This is a genomic window from Brevibacterium aurantiacum, assembly GCF_003932995.1.
GTDB classification, from domain to species: domain Bacteria; phylum Actinomycetota; class Actinomycetes; order Actinomycetales; family Brevibacteriaceae; genus Brevibacterium; species Brevibacterium aurantiacum.
Window position 1 is genome coordinate 2,650,977 of sequence record NZ_CP025333.1, and the last position, 19,201, is coordinate 2,670,177.

Annotated in this window: 14 protein-coding genes and 1 pseudogene; 4 read left to right on the top strand and 11 right to left on the bottom strand. The window is 62.4% G+C overall.

Features of this window, described 5'->3' with window-relative positions; translation table 11 throughout:
* Positions 1 to 23: 23 nt before the first annotated feature.
* The gene (locus tag CXR25_RS12185; RefSeq protein ID WP_069600406.1) at positions 24 to 2,801 is read right to left on the bottom strand and encodes a DNA translocase FtsK; all 2,778 of its coding nucleotides are present in this window, start codon (positions 2,799 to 2,801) and stop codon (positions 24 to 26) included.
* A gap of 321 nt (positions 2,802 to 3,122) precedes the next feature.
* On the bottom strand, positions 3,123 to 3,674 hold the full coding sequence (locus tag CXR25_RS12190) for an ArsR/SmtB family transcription factor (protein ID WP_069600407.1): 552 nt from the start codon (positions 3,672 to 3,674) through the stop codon (positions 3,123 to 3,125).
* Positions 3,675 to 3,830: 156 nt separating this feature from the next.
* Between CXR25_RS12190 and CXR25_RS12195 the strand changes: the two genes are divergently transcribed.
* Positions 3,831 to 5,141, top strand: coding sequence for an MFS transporter (locus CXR25_RS12195; RefSeq protein WP_069600408.1), 1,311 nt, complete (start codon positions 3,831 to 3,833; stop codon positions 5,139 to 5,141).
* A gap of 3 nt (positions 5,142 to 5,144) precedes the next feature.
* On the opposite strand, the gene CXR25_RS12200 is transcribed toward CXR25_RS12195, so the two are convergent.
* Positions 5,145 to 5,447, bottom strand: coding sequence for a hypothetical protein (locus CXR25_RS12200; RefSeq protein ID WP_069600409.1), 303 nt, complete (start codon positions 5,445 to 5,447; stop codon positions 5,145 to 5,147).
* Positions 5,448 to 5,552: 105 nt separating this feature from the next.
* The gene (locus tag CXR25_RS12205; RefSeq protein ID WP_420836564.1) at positions 5,553 to 6,023 is read right to left on the bottom strand and encodes an IS1634 family transposase; all 471 of its coding nucleotides are present in this window, start codon (positions 6,021 to 6,023) and stop codon (positions 5,553 to 5,555) included.
* Positions 6,024 to 6,220: 197 nt separating this feature from the next.
* Between CXR25_RS12205 and CXR25_RS12210 the strand changes: the two are divergent.
* Positions 6,221 to 6,874, top strand: a pseudogene (locus tag CXR25_RS12210) (transposase); the annotation flags it as partial.
* Positions 6,875 to 7,302: 428 nt separating this feature from the next.
* On the opposite strand, the gene CXR25_RS12215 reads toward CXR25_RS12210, so the two are convergent.
* The 3 genes from CXR25_RS12215 to CXR25_RS12225 all read right to left on the bottom strand — a co-directional run bounded on the left by CXR25_RS12215 (position 7,303) and on the right by CXR25_RS12225 (position 11,231).
* Positions 7,303 to 8,022, bottom strand: a complete 720-nt coding sequence (locus CXR25_RS12215) for a hypothetical protein (RefSeq protein ID WP_125178217.1) — start codon at positions 8,020 to 8,022, stop codon at positions 7,303 to 7,305.
* A 789-nt stretch (positions 8,023 to 8,811) separates the two neighbouring features.
* A complete protein-coding gene (locus tag CXR25_RS12220; protein WP_069600413.1) occupies positions 8,812 to 9,471 on the bottom strand; it encodes a response regulator in 660 nt (219 codons plus the stop codon).
* A complete protein-coding gene (locus CXR25_RS12225; protein WP_236850437.1) occupies positions 9,468 to 11,231 on the bottom strand; it encodes a sensor histidine kinase in 1,764 nt (587 codons plus the stop codon). The genes CXR25_RS12220 and CXR25_RS12225 overlap by 4 nt, the downstream gene beginning before the upstream one ends.
* A 142-nt stretch (positions 11,232 to 11,373) precedes the next feature.
* On the opposite strand from CXR25_RS12225, the gene CXR25_RS12230 reads away from it, so the two are divergent.
* A complete protein-coding gene (locus CXR25_RS12230) occupies positions 11,374 to 12,864 on the top strand; it encodes a CitMHS family transporter (RefSeq protein ID WP_009882958.1) in 1,491 nt (496 codons plus the stop codon).
* A gap of 13 nt (positions 12,865 to 12,877) precedes the next feature.
* Positions 12,878 to 13,339, top strand: a complete 462-nt coding sequence (locus CXR25_RS12235; protein ID WP_069600415.1) for a universal stress protein — start codon at positions 12,878 to 12,880, stop codon at positions 13,337 to 13,339.
* Between the two features lie 17 nt (positions 13,340 to 13,356).
* On the opposite strand, the gene CXR25_RS12240 is transcribed toward CXR25_RS12235, so the two are convergent.
* From CXR25_RS12240 to aceB, 4 genes are all read right to left on the bottom strand, one after another.
* A complete protein-coding gene (locus CXR25_RS12240) occupies positions 13,357 to 14,829 on the bottom strand; it encodes a heterodisulfide reductase-related iron-sulfur binding cluster (protein ID WP_181871772.1) in 1,473 nt (490 codons plus the stop codon).
* Entirely contained in the window at positions 14,829 to 15,980 is a 1,152-nt protein-coding gene (locus tag CXR25_RS12245; protein ID WP_125178218.1) for an FAD-binding oxidoreductase, read from the bottom strand. Before CXR25_RS12245 ends, CXR25_RS12240 begins: the two co-directional genes overlap by 1 nt.
* A complete protein-coding gene (locus CXR25_RS12250) occupies positions 15,977 to 17,437 on the bottom strand; it encodes an FAD-linked oxidase C-terminal domain-containing protein (RefSeq protein WP_069601384.1) in 1,461 nt (486 codons plus the stop codon). The genes CXR25_RS12245 and CXR25_RS12250 overlap by 4 nt, the downstream gene beginning before the upstream one ends.
* A gap of 136 nt (positions 17,438 to 17,573) precedes the next feature.
* Positions 17,574 to 19,178, bottom strand: a complete 1,605-nt coding sequence (gene aceB, locus CXR25_RS12255; protein ID WP_009882965.1) for a malate synthase A — start codon at positions 19,176 to 19,178, stop codon at positions 17,574 to 17,576.
* Positions 19,179 to 19,201 lie beyond the last annotated feature (23 nt).

The following is a 19,201-nucleotide window of genomic DNA, read 5'->3' on the forward strand; positions in this document are numbered from 1 at the left end:
GAGGACACGAGGTGCAGCTGCGGTCAGCGACCCGTCAGTGACCAGGCGTCTTCGCCGCTGGTTTCGACGACTTCGAGTCCCGTCTCGGGATCGACATCGCCGACGTGCAGGTCTGCGGCATGTCCCACGCCCGTCGCATAACGGTCATTGGCGCCGGAACCTGATGACCTCGCCGAGGTGCTCGCACCCGAGTCGCCGTAATCGTCGAACTCCTCATCGAAGTCCCCGGCCGCCGACTGTGTGCCGCCCTGTGACCGGCTGTTCCCGCCGTAGCCGGAACCGTCGTCGTAGCCACCATCATCGCTTGCCGCGGAGCTCGGTTCCTCATCCGGAGGTGTCTCACCCTTGATGATCGCCAGGGTGCCGGGCAGATCTTCGGGACGCACCAGCACGTCGCGGGCTTTCGAACCTTCGGAGGGTCCGACGATGCCGCGAGATTCCATGAGGTCCATGAGGCGACCGGCCTTGGCGAAGCCGACGCGCAGTTTGCGCTGCAGCATCGACGTCGAACCGAACTGGGTGGTCACGACCTGCTCGGCGGCTTGGAGCAGAAGCTCGAGGTCGTCGCCGATCTCCTCGTCGATGACCTTCTTCGGTGCCTCGACCGCGACATCTTCACGGTAGTTCGGCTTGAGCTGGCCCTTGACGTGGTCGACGACCTTTTCGATCTCCGACTCGTTGACCCACGCACCCTGGACACGCATCGGCTTCGCAGCACCCATGGGCAGGAACAGTGCGTCGCCCTGTCCGATGAGCTTCTCCGCACCCGGCTGGTCGAGCACAACTCGGGAGTCGGCCAGGGATGAGGTGGCGAATGCCAGACGTGAAGGCACGTTGGCCTTGATCAGGCCGGTGACGACGTCCACGCTGGGTCGCTGGGTGGCCAGGACCAGGTGGATGCCGGCCGCACGTGCCAGCTGCGTGATGCGCTGGATCGAGGCTTCGACGTCGCGCGGGGCGACCATCATCAGGTCGGCGAGCTCATCGACGACGACCAGCAGGTAAGGGTAGGGCTGGAGCACCCGTTCCGATCCTGCGGGAACTTCGACGCGGCCCTCTCGGACGGCCTTGTTGAATTCGTTGATGTGTTTGAACCCGAAGTTCGCGAGGTCGTCGTAGCGAGCGTCCATTTCGCGCACGACCCATTCGAGCGCCTCGGCGGCCTTCTTGGGGTTCGTGATGATCGGGGTGATGAGGTGTGGGATGCCCTCGTAGATCGTGAGCTCCACGCGCTTGGGGTCGACGAGGATCATGCGCACCTCGTCGGGGGTCGCACGCATCATGATCGAGGTGATCATGGAGTTCACGAAGCTCGACTTACCGGCACCGGTGGCACCGGCGACAAGCAGGTGAGGCATCTTCGACAGGTCGGCGACGACGAAGCCGCCTTCGACGTCCTTGCCCACGCCCATGACCAGTGAGTTCTCGGTCTTGCGGGCGGCCTTCGAGCGCAGCACATCGCCGAGGGCGACGTTCTCACGGTCGGAGTTGGGGATCTCGATGCCGATCGCCTTCTTGCCGGGAATCGGCGAGAGGATACGGACATCGGCGCTGGCCACCGCGTAGGCGATGTTCTTCGACAGCGCCGTGACCTTCTCGACCTTGGTGCCCGCGCCGAGTTCGACCTCGTAGCGGGTGACCGTGGGGCCGCGGGAGAATCCGGTGACCGCCGCGTCGATCTTGAACTGCTCGAGAACGTCTCGCAGTGCTTCGACGACGCGGTCGTTGGCCTCGGACCGCTCCTTCGCAGGAGGTCCGGGCAGGAGGTTGTCCGATGCCGGCAGGGTGTAGGTGACGTCGCCGGCCAGGGTGAGCTGCTCGACGCGTTCGGGCAGCTGTTCCGTGGGTGGGGGTGCCGGGTTGTTCGTCAACGGCACCGGCGCCGAGGCGGCTCCCGAGTTGGTCTTCTTCGCCACGGTGGCAGCGTCGTCGTCCATGCCGATGGTCTTCTTCAGCGCGGCTGTTTCACGCTCGGCCTTCGTGGGCCGACGTTCGCCGGGCTTGAACTGCGGACGTTCGATGACGGTGGTGTCAGCTTCTTCATCGCTGACATCGTTTTCGTGGATGTAGGCCTTGTCGTAGGCCTTGGTCGCCGTGTCATCATCGGGATGCTCGCCCTCGGGGAGGTCGGTCTTCTTCTTCCGCGAGCGACGCTTGGCGCCCATGACGGGTTTGAGAGTGGAGGTACGCGCATTGTCGGCGACTAGGTCGGTCGAGTCCTGCCCATCCTGCTTCTGGGATTCGGGCCGCGCTCCCCCGGTCAGACGCAGGTAGAGATCCATCAGGCGTTTGGGGATCGAACGCACGGGTGTCGCGGTGATGACCAGCACGGAGAAGAGTCCGAGCAGCACCAGCAGGGGCACTGCCACGAAGACAGTGGTCGCGGTCACGAGTGGCGATGAGATGACGAATCCGAGCGCGCCGCCGCCGTTGGCCATGGCTTCCCTGGAGTTCGTGAATGTCGGGTTGCCGGCTGCAATATGGGCCAGCCCGGATGCGGAGAGCAGCAGCAGGATGATGCCGATGAGGATCCGGTTGTTGCCCTTATTGTCTTCGCCACGGAGGAAGAGCCTGATCGCGTAGCAGGTGAAGATCACCGGCAGGGCGAGTGCCACTCTGCCGAAGGTGCCTTCGACGACATTGCGGACGACATCACTGATCGCACCGGGAATGTTCCACCATTCGAAGGCGGCGATGATGATCGAGAGGCCGATGAGGAAGAAGGCTGTGCCGTCTCTCTTCGTCGGTGACTGGTCGCTGGGTTCGTCGCTGAGGATCTTTCGCGCACGGTTTCCGGCCATGTGGGCCACTCCCCTCCACGCACCGGTGACAACGTTTGTCCCGGGGTCTTCCTGTGTCCCCGCTTGCCCGGTCCGACCAGCAGTTTTGCGCGCTGTGCCTTTTCCTTTACCAGAAGCGGGGGAAGTCGTTCTGGTCGCCATGCTTCTCATCTTAGGGCGATTATGCGCTCCTGCCCAGTAAATCCGCAGGGTTCGGCGCGCCATACAAGGGCACCAAACCGCCTCCTACACGGGGCTGAAGGGGTGAAATTCCATGTCAGCCCCTGCGTGCAACGAAGACGAACTCTCAATAGAGGCGCAGCGAGTCGTGATCGCTATCGCTCATAGCTGCTCTGGTGCATTGCTGCTCGGGTGCATGGCAATGAACAGCCCCCACTGTTTGGCGTCCGGTTTCTTGCGTCGGCCACGAAACTCTTCGAAGAGGGCATTAATACGGCCGCGGAATTCCTCCACCTCATCCTCAGTGAGCATCGCCGCCATTCGCCCCATCGTGCGCTCCTCGTAGGGAGCTGCCGTGAATTCGGCGGTGAAGGCCTCGATCATTGGGTTCGTCACGTCGCCGACATCGATATACCAGCTCTTGCCCGTCGCAAGGTACGGAATCTCCCGCGCACCTCGGCGACCTCGCCTGGCCTCCTGCGCCTCGAGGAAACCCGTGTCGGCGAGCATCCGCACATGGTGCAGCGATGTCGCCGGGTTGAGGTCGGTCGCCTCGGCGATCTCGCGATTACTCAGCGCCTCATCGAGGCACAGCCGCAGAATGCGAATGCGCAGACTCGATGCCAAGGCTTTCGCTTCGGCATCTGTGGCGTCACGACGTTCGACGGCTCGCGCGACAGTCCGCGCTGTGTTTTCGGCGCGCTCAGCATTCATATCTCAACGCTAACGAGTGATCGAGAGAAGTCAATTGATCAAGGCTCAGTGATTGACTTAGCTCAATCACTCCTGCCAGACTGCGATTGAGACATCTCAATCACTCCCGATCTACCTCCGCATCAGACCACCGCCACCCCGACTCAAGGACGAGCTATGGTTACAGCCGACCCCACATCACCGAAACGCTCACCTCTGTGGAGCCACCGCGACTTCATGAAGCTGTGGGCGGGTGACACCGTCTCCGTGTTCGGGTCTCAGCTCGTCTTCTTCGCACTCCCCCTCATCGCCGTCAGCCTCTTGGACGCCGACGCCTTCCAGATGGGGCTTCTCGCGACACTGGAATCGGCAGCCTTCCTCCTCATCAGCCTGCCGGCCGGTGCCTGGATCGATCGATTACCGAAGAAGATCGTCATCGTCTCCGGCGACATCGTGCGTGCCGCCATTCTGCTGAGCATCCCGCTGGCTTGGGCGTTCGGCGCTCTGAGCATGATCCAGCTCTACCTTGTGGCGGCAGGAGTCGGGATCGTCACCGTCTTCTTCGATATCGCGAATCAGTCGTATCTGCCCGAGCTCGTCGAGGGCGGATCCATTGGGGACGGCAATGGCAAGCTGCAAGCCAGCCAGCAGACGGCAGGAGTCGTGGGACCGACCCTGGCCTCGGGCCTCGTCACAGCCATTGGCGCCCCACTGACAGTAGGCCTGACCAGTGTCTGCATGGGACTGTCGAGTCTTTTCGTCAGCAGTATCCGTCATCGCGAAACGCCGCCGGAGCCCGCGACCCGCACCGGCTTCATCTCCGAGATCCGTGAGGGCTTGGGTTTCGTCCTCGGGCACCAGCTGCTGCGCCGGATCACGGCATGCACGGGTCTGACGAACTTCGCAGCCTCGGGCATCTTCGCCCTCCTGGTGCTGTTCGTGCTGACGACGTTGGAACTGAGCCAGGTTCAGCTGGGCATCATCATGTCGGCGAGCGCGATCGGGGGAATCCTCGGTGCTCTCAGTGCCGCCTGGGTGCAGACACGACTCGGTGAGGGCACGAGCATCTCGGTGTCCGCACTACTGGGTGGATTGAGCTTCTTCGGAATGCCCCTGGCCACGGTTCTGCCCGCCTTCCCGACGATGCTCGTGGCCAGTCTTGTCACCGGCTGGGCGGTCGTCGTCTACAACATCGCCCAAGTCAGCTTTCGTCAGCGCCTGTGCCCGAAGCCGCTGCTGGGACGCATGAACGCATCGATCCGATTCCTCGTCTGGGGACCGATGCCACTAGGTTCATTACTCGCCGGGTTCCTCGGCGACAGGCTCGGTGTGCCCACCACGATGTGGATCCTCGCGGCCTGTTCGCTTGCCGCTTCGATTCCTGTGCTCGCGTCTCCGCTCCTGCGGATGCGGACTCTGCCGCGCGAGCTAGACCTGCTTGGCGCCGCCGGTGATGCCGCCGGTGATGCTGAAGTGGAATCTGATTGAGCCTCATACCAGCTTGAAGGGCTCGTGGTTCCAGATTCCGTTCCGGAATGTGATGACACCTGAATTGAGCTCGGAGGTGCTGTGTGCCGGCAGTTCCGTCACAGGGACACCCAGCAGCTTTCCCCTTCCGATGTAACGGACACCGACTCCGATCCTGACCGGCGCATCCTGCTCGATCTCGATATCAGTGGGTTTGGACCAGTTCAGCGGTTGCTCTGTATGACCAACCACCGCCGCTAGTTTCGACAACAGTTTCAGGAACCAGCTGTCGACCCAACGAGCCTTGATCGTAATTCTGCATTTCATCCTCAAGCTTTCCTGGGCGGAAGGAATTGGGCTACGGCCGGGACCGGGGTCGGCCGCGGTGAATCACCTGGTTGCACAGGTCTAGTGAACCTGGCGGAGTCGACTTCATCGGGCGGCCTGTAGCGCGTCTAGGATGTCTTTTGCCGGCCGCCGGATTTCTCCAGCAAACGTGATCTCCTGATCACCAATGACACCAACGAACTCCCGCAACGGACGCAACGTCGTGATGATCTTCTTCAACAACAATCCAGTCGAATCCTGCATGAACCGTGCGGCGCCTAACGCAGTGAACACCACCCTCAGGTTTGCCTCGATCGCGTCCCCGGTCCTGTGTAACATCGGCCTGGCATCAAGTTCTGTCTTCGACATCCGAAACGACAGCTCGACGTGCCAGAGGTCACGATAGTTGCCGATGATCGCCCGTACTGGCACGATGGTTCTTGGAATATTGGTGACGTGTCCTTTGTACCCAGACAGCTTCATCGCTCGGTCATAGGCCTTCTCATCGAAGACTTTCTCCGCTCCCTTGGTTTCGACGAACCTCGCTGACTTCGGTTGCGAGTCTCCCCCGAGGATGACAAAGGCACGGTTGCGCTACAGATTCAGAGTCTGTTCATCACGCATCGCTCTCTTACGCCGGTACTGCCGCATAGCCCGCCATGCATCCGGAACCGACTGCGCGTCCCAGACGGGTTCCGACCTAGTTTTCGTTCGGTCTGGGTCGAGTCGTTCCTGGCCGCGAGCAGTGGTTGAACGCACGACCCTAGAACTGACGTGATCGCATTGAAGACATTGCGATGGACGAGTTGGCAGTTTTCAAGACCGCTGCTGCCGAGGAACTACCCGATGCCGTCGAAGTCAGGGATCGGTTCCATGCCGTCAAGCTCGCTAGCGATGCATTCAATGAGACTCGTCGCCGTATCCATCAAGAAACACCGGGGCATTGCGGTCAAGCCATGGACCCTCTGCATCGGGCGAGGCGAATGCTGCATACGGGCACCACTCTACTCACGACCACTCAGCACCGGAGAGTAGCGAGACTCTTCGCCGACACAAATTTCACTGAAGTCGAAGTCACCTGGAGTGTCTACCAAGACATCATCACCGCCTACCAGAGTGAGGACCGCAGGAATGATAAGTGGCTTAAGTGGCGCTTGCCAGCTGTCATCGATACCTTCGCGTCGGGTCTATGTGCCGGGCTGCCCGAACTGAAGCGGTGGGGACGAACGCCGAATCGATGCGAAACTGACATGCTGGAGTTCTTCAGCGGGCGCGGAACGTCCAACGAGCCAACGGAGGCCGTCAACGGCAGGCTCGGACATCTTTGGAGATCGGCACCGGGGTTCCGCAATCTCACTCATTACATCGCAAGGTGCTTTCTTGAGTCCGATGGCTTCAAGCCGGTTCTACACGGTCATTTACCATGAGCCCCCGAAACAACATCATCCAGTGACACACGCCACGACGAGCCCGGCTTCCGAAACCATCAGCGGGTGCCCCGTTTAGGTGAATCCTAGGAGACGAAAGGGTGGCGTCATCCCTGGCCACCAATTCAGGCTTGACCAGGGATGACTCAACTCGCGCTCAACGTAGAGTCAACGACCTTCCGACACACGTCCTTTTGACAATTGATTCAGATCATTGCGGACCATCGCAAGATTAACCAATGAAATCACCGAACCAATTACTGGAACGAACAACGCAACCGCAATGATCACAAAATACCGCGGGCTGTATCCGTCGGCCCTCCGCCCACCGATCGCGGCGATGACCCCGATGCTCCAAAGTGTCAGCAGACAAATTTCAGGAAAATTAAGTGCTAGCATACAACCCTTTCACCAGTTCCTGCGGTCAATTAACCGACCCATGTCTTGGTCATTTTACCATCAGCGTTAGCAGTGAAACCGTGCTTGCCGGAAACAGTCTTCTGAGCTGGACGTGCCAGAGTGACATTGGTGATACAAGTAGCTTTCCCGCTCTTTATTTGCGAAGTATTGTGCTTATCCGTTTGGCGCAGGGGAATATAGTTCACTATTGTTCCATAGCAACTGTTAATTTTCTTAATTCTCCAGTCTTTCACATTGAAAGACATGGTGGTCTTTATCTCCGCATAAGAGACGCCGAGAATTTTCCAGTTCGTCTTTAGCGATTTAGTCTTGTTTCCGTTCTTTGCAGAGGTGGCGGAAATATCATGAGCGGCCCGTTGCCCTGAGTCAACGCTTGGCGTGCCCGTGTCATCGACGACCGTGTCTTCCACCTCAACCTCAGGATACCTGTTCTGGATACTCTTAGCTGAACCTGAAACCCCGAACTCGGGGTCGGCCAATATCTCACCGACTCTTTGTTTTTGTTTATCTGAAAACCCGGCCGCAAGGGAAGCCGGGCCAGACGGTAGGCGCTTCTCTGCCGACTCAGCCGTCTTGACATAGGCCCCCTCCTGAGTAGCGCTGGGTGGACCGCCCTCTGTAGCCGACGCCGCAGTGCCGACACCTACCAGCGAGGCCGCGAGCAACCCAACGAGCGACGCGTATTTGACTGAATTCAGTGCTTTCATGGACAAACCCTTCGTTGACATTGCTTAATTATATTTTGCGAAAGTAAATGGCTAGCATTGGAATAGAGTGTATTAATCCAAATATTTTCACAACCAAACGCCACTTACTCCCGCACTACACCATTCGAACCTAATAAACAAACATCGTTGTTAATAAGCATGCTTAAACCCTACCAGAAGGAGTGCCAATCACATGGCTGAAGATCCAAATATTTCACCTCCACTAGGGCGACCAGTTGCATGTATGAAGTTGATACATATTTAATTTTAAACTTCAAGTCATGTTGGCAACTGACCGCCGGTGTCACGTTTCTGGTCTCGTTTACACCCCACAAGCGCCAACTCCTGGCCTTCTGTATCTGTGCACACGAATGTATTGCCGCGTCGAAAGGCGGTCACCGCAGCAGTGCTGACCGGAACCGAACAGTTGGTCAGTTCTCATTAAGTCCTACTTAGGTGATGTCTGCGAGACTTTCGAATTTCTCTGTGCACTTACCCGACCTTGCGGAGCCGGTGCTTGAAATCGCCGATGGCGGAGAGAACGGAATCTTCCACGCAGCAGGCCCGGACGAAGTCAGCAGATACAACCTCGGTCGGATGACTGCAGTCAGAGACGGCTTCGACCCGGAATTAATCACTCCAGGAAAAACAGACCGGCCAACCCCAGGACCGATCGATGTCCGGCTGGACAGCGATTGGACACAGTCTTTGCTCCAAACACGACTCCGCGGTGCTGAAGAGTGTTTATCAAGGCGTTGATCAGATCTCTACCGATCACTGCTCGTTAGGAGCTACGACTCACTTGAAGGCTCACCCCACTCCATAGAGGTGTTCGGGTCTGCCGGTGCTTCCGTATTGGAGTGAGACGGTGACGGCACGTGACTCGGCTAGCTTCGCCAAATGGCGTTGCGCTGTGGCGCGGGAGGTGCCGACGACATCGGAGACCTCCATGGCGGTCAGCGGCTGATCAGCGCCCTCGAGTGCTTCGAGGATCCGTCCGGTCGTCGACGAACCCGAGCCTTTGGCCGGTGCACTCCCCGGTGAGGAGACGTCATGCAGGCCACGCAATTGACGTTCGAGCTCCGGCTGGCTCACCTTCTCCCGCTCCCAGTAACGGCGGTAGCGGGCATAGCGTCTGAGGAAGTCCTGCAGCTCTTCGGCGGCGAAGGGTTTGAGAATGTAGGTCATTGCTCCCGCCCGCAGCGCCGAATGCACCACCTCGGAATCTGCCACGGCCGAGAGCACGATGGCATCGACGTCGGTCTCCCGGATGAGTTCGACTCCGTTGCCTTCGGGCAGAACGTAATCGGCCAGCAGCAGGTCCACGTCCTCTTCGGCGAGGATCGTGCGTGTGGTGCGCAGATCTCTCACGGGCTCCAGAGCATTGAATCCCGCGACCTCGTTGACGTAGCGGCAGTGGATCTGCCCCACATAGAAGTCGTCGTCGAGTACCAGAACGTTGATCATCATCTCTCCTCGTCGTCTGTGTGAAGCTCGTCGTTCGTGTCGTCGCTGAGTACATCGGGCAGGTGCATGGCGAAACCGGCACCACCCAGTTCCGGGTCGTGACCTGCCAGCAGCCACACTCTGCCGCAGTGTCGGCGTGCGGTTCGTCGGCACAGGGCCAGACCGATGCCGTGCCCATGGTCTGGATCGAGGCCCTCGGCGCTGCTGGTCCCCTCGTCGAAGATGGATTCTGCATCCGCGTCGTCGACTCCCCCACCTGTGTCGGTGACGACGGCATGCAGTTCCGGACCCGACCCGAGCAGCGTCACCTCGACCCTGCCGAACATCTCAGCGGCCCGGTCAACAGCCTCAGCCTCCTCGGCACTCTCAGCACCGCTGCCGCTGGCCGTCGTCACCACCGCCCGGACCGCATTGTCGATGAGATTGCCGAGGATGAGCGTGACGTCTTCGGGTTCATTCACCCGGCCCAGCACCAGGGAATCGGGGGTGACTGCGAGGCTCACACCTACCTCGGCGGCGGTCGTTCCTTTTGCTTCGAGCAGGGCACGCAGGTAAGGATCGGTGATCACCTCGATGCCTTCGACGGGCGTGGTGATCGGTCCGGTGCGCAGGATCGTGGCGAGGTAGGTCCGTGCCTCGTCGGTGGCGCCGGTGTCGACGAGGCCGAGGACGGTATGGAGACGGTTGGCGAATTCGTGGCGCTGTGTGCGCAGGGCCCGGGCCATCGAGGTCACCGATTCGAGCTGTCGTGCCATGGTCAGCACCTGGGTCTCATCGCGCAGGGTGACGACCCCGCCGACCGAGACTCCATCACGACTGACACGGACCGCTGTGGCCAACAGGATCCGGTCGCCGACGGTGACTCGCCGCCGCAGTGCACCGTGATCGGGTGCCTCGAGCATCATGTTCCGGATCACCTCCGGCACCTCCGCACGGGAGGGCGCATCGGAATCTCGATCGGCATCCGTACCCGCCTCGACATGGGCGATGCCGAGCAGCTGTTCGGCAGTGGAGTTGCTCAGGGTCGGGACCCCAGCCGAGCTGAATGCCAACACCCCATCATCGAGACCACGCAGGACCGCACCCTGGTCACGTGCCATCTCTGCCAGCTCCTCGGGACCGACTCCCAAGGTCTCGCGACGCAGCCTGCGACCCAGAGCCAGGGACGCAATGACGCCGATGGCCAGGGCGAGGACGGCGACCGAGCCGAGGACGAGGAATTCGCGGCGCAGGTCGGCATCGAGGACCGAGGCATGAATGCCCACGGAGACTTCACCGACGACGGTCGTGTCATCGGCGGTGGAATAGATCGGGACCTTCGCCCGCACGGTCTCCCCCAGGGTGCCGCGCTCATGCGTCACGGACTCCCGACCTGCCAGCGCTTCATCCGGGGAGGTGGAGACACGCTTGCCGATGTTGTCCCGGTCCGGGTGGGTCAGTCGGATGCCGCGGTCGTCGGTGATGACGGCGAAGACGATGCCCGAGGACGCCCGCAGGTCATCGGTGATCTCGAGCAGCGGAGTGGTGATCGCTTCATCGGCTTCCCCCGCAGGCTGTGCCGAGGCTTCGGTGGAGCCCTTCCTGACCTCGGGATCGATCGCCAGCGTCCGTGCCGTCGCCAGCGCCTTGGTCTCGGTGACCTCGGTGACCGAACGGCCGCCCATCCACGCGAAGACGCCTGTCACCAGCGCCAAGGTCACCACGATGACCGCGAGCTGACTGAGCAGGACTCTGCGGGAAAAGGATCGAGTGGGACGTGGCACCAACCCACACTAACCACGCATGAGCGAAATGCGCAAAAGGTGCCAAACAGGCAGAACGTGTTCAGTGCACACAAACGCGCGCCGCCGCGGTGACCGCCCTAGGGTGTATCGGGCATCACATCCGCCTTCATAGGAGAAGTTCGTGCTCGTAATTCTTGGTTTCGCGATGATCATCGTCTTCATGACGCTGATCATGACGAAGCGACTCTCACCGATCCTGGCGCTGATCATCGTCCCGACCGTGTTCGGACTGTTCACCGGCGCCGGTCTGGGAATCGGCGAAATGGTCATGGACGCCATCGCAGACATGTCCTCGACAGCTGCGCTGCTGCTCTTCGCCATCATCTACTTCGGCATCATGATCGACGTGGGACTCTTCGACAAACTCGTCGGGTTCATCCTCAAGGTTGCCGGCCACGATCCCGTCAAGGTCGTCATGGGCACAGCCCTGCTGACCGGAGCGGTCTCCCTCGACGGCGACGGGTCGACGACGTTCATCGTCGTCACCGCCGCAATGCTGCCGATCTATCAGCGCCTGGAGATGTCACCGGTGGTGCTGACCTGTGTCGCCGGCCTGATCAACGGCACGCTCAATATCGTCCCCTGGGGCGGTCCGACGGCACGCGCCTCCTCTGCCCTGCAGATCGATGCCAACGACATCTTCGCTCCCATGGTCCCGGCTCTGGCAGCGGGTCTGCTGGTGTGCTTCGTCTTCGCCTACTTCCTCGGCATCTCCGAACGGCGCCGTCTCGCCAAGAACGGTGTGGCCTGGGTCGATGAGGCCCGCTCGGGGACTTCCGGATCGAAGCGCTCCGATCTCGTCGGTGCCGTCGCCCGCTCAAGCTCAGGATCCAACTCAAGCTCAGGCTCGGGATCGGGTGCCGCCAACGGTGGCACCACCTCGGCGACGTTGGCCGACGGCGACAGCGATAGTTTAGATGCCGGCTCCGGTAACAATTCTGGTTCCGGTTCTGCGCTGACCGACACCGCGCTCGACCCCAACCGGGCGACGCTGCGTCCCAAGCTCTTCTGGTTCAACCTGATCCTGACCGTGGCCGTGATGGTCATGCTCATCGCCGACCTGCTGCCCCTGCCCTACCTGTTCATGATCGCCATGGTCATCGCACTCATGGTCAACTTCCCCAACATCAAGGCACAGCAGGAAGAACTGGCCTCACACGCCTCGGCGATCATCGCCGTGGTCGCCATGGTCATGGCCGCCGGCGTGCTCACCGGCATCATGAGCGGGACCGGAATGGTCGACGCCATGGCCGAGTGGCTCGTCGCCGTCATCCCCTCGTCCATGGGCCCCTACATGGCCGTGATCACCGGGCTGCTCTCGATCCCGATGACGTTCTTCATGAGCAACGACGCCTTCTACTTCGGCATCCTGCCCGTGCTCGCCGAGACCGCCAGCCACTTCGGCATCTCCGCGGCCGATATGGCTCGCGCCTCGATCACCGGTCAGCCGGTGCACATGCAGTCACCGCTGGTGCCCGCGATCCTGCTCCTCGTCTCGCTTTCGGGAGTCGAGCTCGGAGACCATCACAAGAAGGTCCTGTGGCGAGCCCTCATCGTCTCCCTGGTGATGCTGGCCGTCGGCGTCCTCATCGGCGTCATCGCAATCGGATAGGAACACAACCGATATGACTGATTTCTACTCAGCTCCCCAGCACAGGTTCCCGGTGCCCTCGCTGCGGGTGGCGGCCTCGGACGGCATCGACGATGCGCAGAATACGATCATTCTGGCCTACCGTTCGGAATCGTCGACGGCGCTCCTCGAACAGGCGATCGCCGCCGCCCAGCGAGAGAACGCGGCTGTGCGCGTCGTCCACTTCGAATCGGATACGACGACCGCGCCCTCGGCCGGTGCCCTGTCTCAGACGAAGGAGCTGGCCGATCGGCTCGCCGAGGCGGACCTCGAGTTCGAGATCCAACGCGCCGATTCCGATGTGGCCTCCCAGATCATCGACCTCGCCGAGGAGTGGCAGGCCAAGCTCATCGTCATGCCCTCCAAGCGCCGCTCGCCCGTGGTCAAGCTGCTGCTGGGCTCGAGCACCCAGAGGGTCATCCTCGAGGCCGAGTGCCCGGTGCTCATCGTCAAGTAGCGCGTAGCCCGAGGGCCTCAGCGTGCCAGCAGTTCCCCGGCACCTGCCCCGGTGAGTGAGGCGTCGAGGAGTTCGATCGTGTGCGCCGTCGGCAGCGTCGCCTCGCCCTGCCTGCGCAGAGCGTCCGTGACCTGCAGCAGACACCCCGGATTGCCGGTGACAACCAGTGCGGCATTGGTGGCGGCGATGTTCGTGGCCTTCTTGTCCCCCAGCTCGCGAGCCGTCTCCGGGCGCACCAGGTTGTAGATGCCTGCCGATCCGCAGCAGGTGTCAGCATCCTTGATCGCAGCCAGCTCGATCCCGGGGATCTGGCCCAGGAGCTCACGTGGTGGATTGCGCACTCCTTGGGCATGGGAGAGGTGGCAGGCGTCGTGGTACGCCACGCGCAATCCCCCATCGGCCACCGGATGTCGTGGTGCACTGGGACCGAGTTCGACGAGGATCTCGGTGACGTCCCTGACCTTGTCCGACAGCTCCTTCGCGCGCTGGGCATAGGCGGGGTCATCGGCGAGGATGTCGGCGTATTCCTTCATCGTCGACCCGCAGCCGGCGGAGTTGACGACGAGATAGTCCACCTCCGCCGAGGTGAATGTGTCCACGATCCTGCGCGCGAAGTCCTCACCTTCCTCACTGCGTCCGGCATGGACCGACAGCGCCCCGCAGCAGCCCTGTGACTGCGGCACGACGACCTCACAGCCCTCCATGTTGAGCACGCGCACAGTGGCGGCATTCACCTGCGGGTAGAAGGTCCGCTGCACACAGCCGAGCAGCATCCCCACCCGGGCTCTGACCGGCAACGCCTCTCCTTCGGCAGAGCGTGGCGGGTTCGTGGCGGGAATGGTGACCTTCTTCGTCACCGGCGGTGCGATGGCCTCCATCGTGGCCAGGGTCGGTGAGAGCTTCTCGAGGACCTTGGACTTGCGGATGACATTCGAGAGTCCCGTCCGCTGGTAGAGCTTGAGCGGTGCCAGCAGGGTCTTGAGACGGTCCGGGTACGGGAACAGCTGGAAGATGGCCTCCCGCAGGGCCACCTCGGCGCGGCTGCGGTGCTCTTTTCCGTTGCGTTCGACCTGACCGCGGGTGGCTTCGATGAGTTTGTCGTACTGGACTCCGGACGGGCAAGCGCTGACGCAGGCCATGCAGCCCAGGCAGGCGTCGAAGTGCTCGACCATCGAGGCGGTCATCGGACCCTCTTCCAGGCCCTTCTCCATCAGGTAGATGCGCCCGCGCGGTGAGTCTTCCTCATTGCCCCACAGCTGGTAGGTCGGGCAGGCGGGAAGGCAGAAGCCGCAGTGGACGCAGTCGGCGATCAGCCCCGGGTCCGGTGGGTTGAAGACGTCGAAGGCCGAATGGTCCATGGTCGGCGGGGCCATCTCCATCGTGGCCTGGCCCGCGGTCGCCATCGTGGCTTCCAGCGGTGTCGGTCCGCTCGTCTCCTTGGGCGCTCCGCCGCCCTGGCAGCCTCCTGCGCCACCGCAATCGCATGACATCACAGTCCTCCTATTCCACGTCCGGGTGAGAGCAGACCGTCCGGATCGAACTGGTCCTTGATGGTGCGCATGAGTCCGACTCCGGGGATCTCGCCCCACGCATCGACGTCGCCCCACACCGAGGCGGGGGCACAGAGCACGGTCGCGCTCAGCTGCTTCTGACCCCAGGAGCGCAGGTGTTCGAGAACCACTCGGGTCGCGATCGTGGGGTCCGAGTCGAGGTCGCCGATGCCCAGATCGAAGACACCCATGGCGGACCCGCGCAGCTGAATCGGGTAGCCGATGGTGTCCTCGAGGCGGGCGATCTCTCCGACCAGCTGGGGAACCAGTGCAGGAGACACCGAAGCCCGGATGGTCACCGGAGCCTGGGCCCGCCGTGCCCACCAGCTCGGCTCGACGCACCGCTGAGCGCCCGGGTAGGCGCTGACGATGCTCTCGGTGCGCGAAGCGACGGATTCTTCGAGTCCTTCGACCATGACCACGGTCGACGCTTGTCCGCCCGGGGACCGGTCGATCTCCACAGCGGCCGGAGCCACCTGGGAGCCGATGACTTCGAGTGCCGCCTCGGCGCCGGGGATCTCGACGTATCCCTGGGTCTGGGGCTTCGGGTAGAGCCGGAGCGCGGCACTGGCGATGATGCCCAGGGTGCCCCAGGAACCAGTCATGAGTTTGGCGAGGTCGTAGCCGGCGACGTTCTTGACGACCTTGCCACCGGCCTTCGCGATGGTTCCGTCGGCGAGGACGACAGTGACGCCGAGGACGACTTCACGCAGCGGCAGCCGTCCGATGCGGCGCGGTCCCACGGCCCGGGTGGCGATGGCACCGCCCAACGTCGAGCCTGAATCGGTGCGATCGGCGGGAAAGTCCGGCAGGAGCTCTTGGTCCCCGGTCTCGGCGACGGCATTGAGTTCGGCGATCGTGGCTCCGGCCCCGGCGACGAGGATGAGGTCCCCGGGTGAGTGTTCGATGACCTGGTTGAGGCCTCCCATGTCGATGAGGAGACCCGGGGTGTGACCCGGAGGGTGGTCATCGAGCGCGGTCCCGCCGCCGTAGACGGCGATGGTGCGAGATTCGCGATGGGCGCGGCCCACGAGCTCTGACAGTTCCTCAACGCTCTCGGGCCGGGCCATCCGGGGAAGTTCTTCGGTCAAAACAGCTCCGCCTTTCCTGCTGCCTGCAGTGGGTGCTCCCCCGATGTTCGCCGAGGTGGTTCCCCGCACAGCCGTGGAGTCGGGAAGACCTTGCCCGGGTTGGACAGATGGTTCGGGTCGAAGGCACAGCGCAGGATCTGCATGGTATCGAGGTCGTCGTTGGTGAACATGCGCGGCATGAATTTGGCCTTGTCGGAACCGACCCCGTGTTCACCGGTGATCGACCCGCCTTCACTCAGGCACAGGTCGAGGATGCGCCCCGAGGCGGTCTCGGCCAGTTCGGTCTGGCCTTCCACGCTACCGTCGAAGAGCACGAGCGGATGCAGGTTGCCGTCGCCGGCATGGAAGACGTTGGCCACGCGGACCCCGCATTCCTCCGCGATCGTGGAGATCGAGGCGAGCACAGGCCCGAGCCGGGACCGTGGGATGACCCCGTCTTGGACGATGTAGTCGGGGCTGATCCGGCCAACGGCTGCGAAGGCGGACTTGCGGCCCTTCCAGATCAGGCCGCGTTCGACATTGTCCACGGCGACCCTGATCTCTCCGGCCCCATGGTCCTTCGCCCGGGCGATGACCGTCTCACGCTCGAGGTCGACGTCGATGGCGGGACCGTCGAGTTCGACGACGAGGACGGCACCGGCACCCTCGGGATAGTTGCAGGCCACGGCCTTCTCGGCGGCCTCGATGGTCAGGGCATCCATCATCTCGATGGCCGCGGGCATGATTCCCGCGGAAATGATGTCGCTGACTGCCTCACCGGCGGCATCGGTGGACTCGAATCCGATGAGCAACGTCTCCACTGCCTCGGGCAGGCGGGTCAGTCGCACGGTCACCTCAGTGACGATGCCCAGTGTCCCCTCGGATCCGCAGAGCACGCCGAGGAGGTCGTAGCCGGGGTATTCGGGGGCGTCTCCCCCGATCTCGACGATGTCGCCGCGGGCGGTGACGAGGGTGACGCCGGTGACGTGGTTGGTGGTGAACCCGTATTTGAGGCAGTGGGCGCCGCCGGAGTTCTCGGCGACATTGCCGCCGATCGAGCACACGCTCTGGCTTGAGGGGTCCGGGGCGAAGTAGTAGCCGCCCGGGTTGGCCTCATTGGAGAGATTGAGGTTGATGACTCCGGGCTGCACGATGGCACGCTGGGCGAGAGGATCGATGTCGAGGATGTCTCGCATCGTCGACATGACGATGAGCACGCCCTCCGCATGGGGTTGGGCTCCACCGGAGAGACCGGTGCCCGAACCGCGGGCGACGAAGGGGACATCGAACTCATGGCAGGCACCCACGGTCAGGGCCACCTCGGCGGTGGAGGTGACGCGGATGACCAGGGCTGGGACGGTCCTGTGCACCGCCAGGCCATCGCATTCGTAGGTCTTGCGTTCGTTCTCGTCGGTGACGATCGCCCCTGGTGGCAAATGCGGTTCGATCCGTGTGAGGACCGATTCGATTCTGCTCATGTCCACTCCCGCTTCCTTGCGTCGATGATGTCGAGCTTAGCGAAGAACGCCGCCGAAAATGTGCTGCGGGGCACATTTTCGACGGCGTTCTTACCTGGTGAGACTCCTGAACCGTGGAGACTCAGGGGACCGAAACTCAGGGCATACGGGCGTATGCCGGCAGGGTCAGGAAGTCGACGTATTCGTCGGCGACGGCCACTGACAGGAACGTGTCGGTGGCGTCCTTCCAGTCCGCTTCCTCACCGGGCAGCTTCGCGACCTCTTCGGACACGATCTGGCGGACGAGGTCGCCGGTGACGGTGACTCCGGTGTCGAGTTCGACTCCGGCGTCCATCCACTGCCATACCTGGGAGCGGGAGATCTCGGCAGTGGCCGCGTCCTCCATGAGTCCGTGGATGGCGACCGCACCGTTGCCTTCGAGCCAGGCGCGCAGGTACTGGATGCCGACGTTGACGTTGGTGCGCAGGCCGGCCTCGGTGATGGAGCCGGGTGTCGACTTCACGTCGAGGAGATCGGCGGCGGCGACGGAGACGTCTTCGCGCTTGTTCTCGATCTGGTTGGGGTTCTCACCCAGTGTCTCGGTGAAGACCTCCTTGCAGAGGGCGACCATGCCGGGGTGGGCGACCCAGGAGCCGTCGAAGCCCTTGCTGGCCTCACGGGACTTGTCCTCGCGGACCTTGTTGAAGGCGGCCTCGTTCTCGTCCTTGTCCTTGGAGGGAACGAAGGCGGACATGCCGCCGATCGCGTGGGCACCGCGCTTGTGGCAGGTGCGCACGAGGAGTTCGGTGTAGGCGCGCATGAACGGCACCGTCATCGTGACATCCGAACGGTCGGGCAGCAGGTAGTCAGAGCCGCGGGACCGGAAGTTCTTGATCACGGAGAAGATGTAGTCCCAGCGGCCGGCGTTGAGACCTGAGGAGTGCTCACGCAGTTCGTAGAGAATCTCCTCCATCTCGAAGGCGGCCGGGTAGGTTTCGATGAGCACGGTGGCGCGGATGGTCCCGCGTGCCAGGCCGAAGGCGTCCTCGGCATGGTCGAAGACCTGGTTCCACAGTCGCGCTTCGAGGTGGGATTCCATCTTCGGCAGGTAGAAGTAGGGACCCTTGCCCTTCTCGATCTGGATCTGCCCGGCGGTGGAGAAGTAGAGGGCGAAGTCCACGAGGGAGCCCGAGGCCTCTTCACCGTCGACGAGGATGTGCTTCTCCGGCATGTGCCAGCCGCGAGGACGCACGACGATGGTCGGCAGTTCCTCGTCGGGAGCCAGCGTGTAGGACTTGCCCTCTGGTGAGGTGAAGTCGATCTCGCGGGTCAGGGAGTCGAGCAGGTTGACCTGGCCGCCGATGACCGAATCCCACTGCGGGGTGTTTGCGTCTTCCTGATCGGCCAGCCACACCTTGGCGCCGGAGTTCAGGGCGTTGATCGTCATCTTCTTGTAGGTGGGGCCGGTGACCTCGACGCGACGGTCTTCGAGACCCGGGGCCGGCGGTGCGACCTGCCAGCTGGGATCATTGCGGATCTCAGCGGTCTCCGGGAGGAAGTCCAGATCAGCGCCGGCGGCAATCTGCGCCTGGCGCTCCTTGCGAGCCTCCAGTCGTTCGAGGCGGACCCCATTGAACTTCCGGTTCAGCTCGACGATGAGTTCGAGGGCCTTCGGGGTGAGCACCTTCTCTGCCCCGTCCGGCAGTTCGCCGGTGATCTCCATGCCTTCTGGAATATCCAGATTCTCGATTTGAGCAGTCATCGGTGGTTCTCCTTATTCGGCAC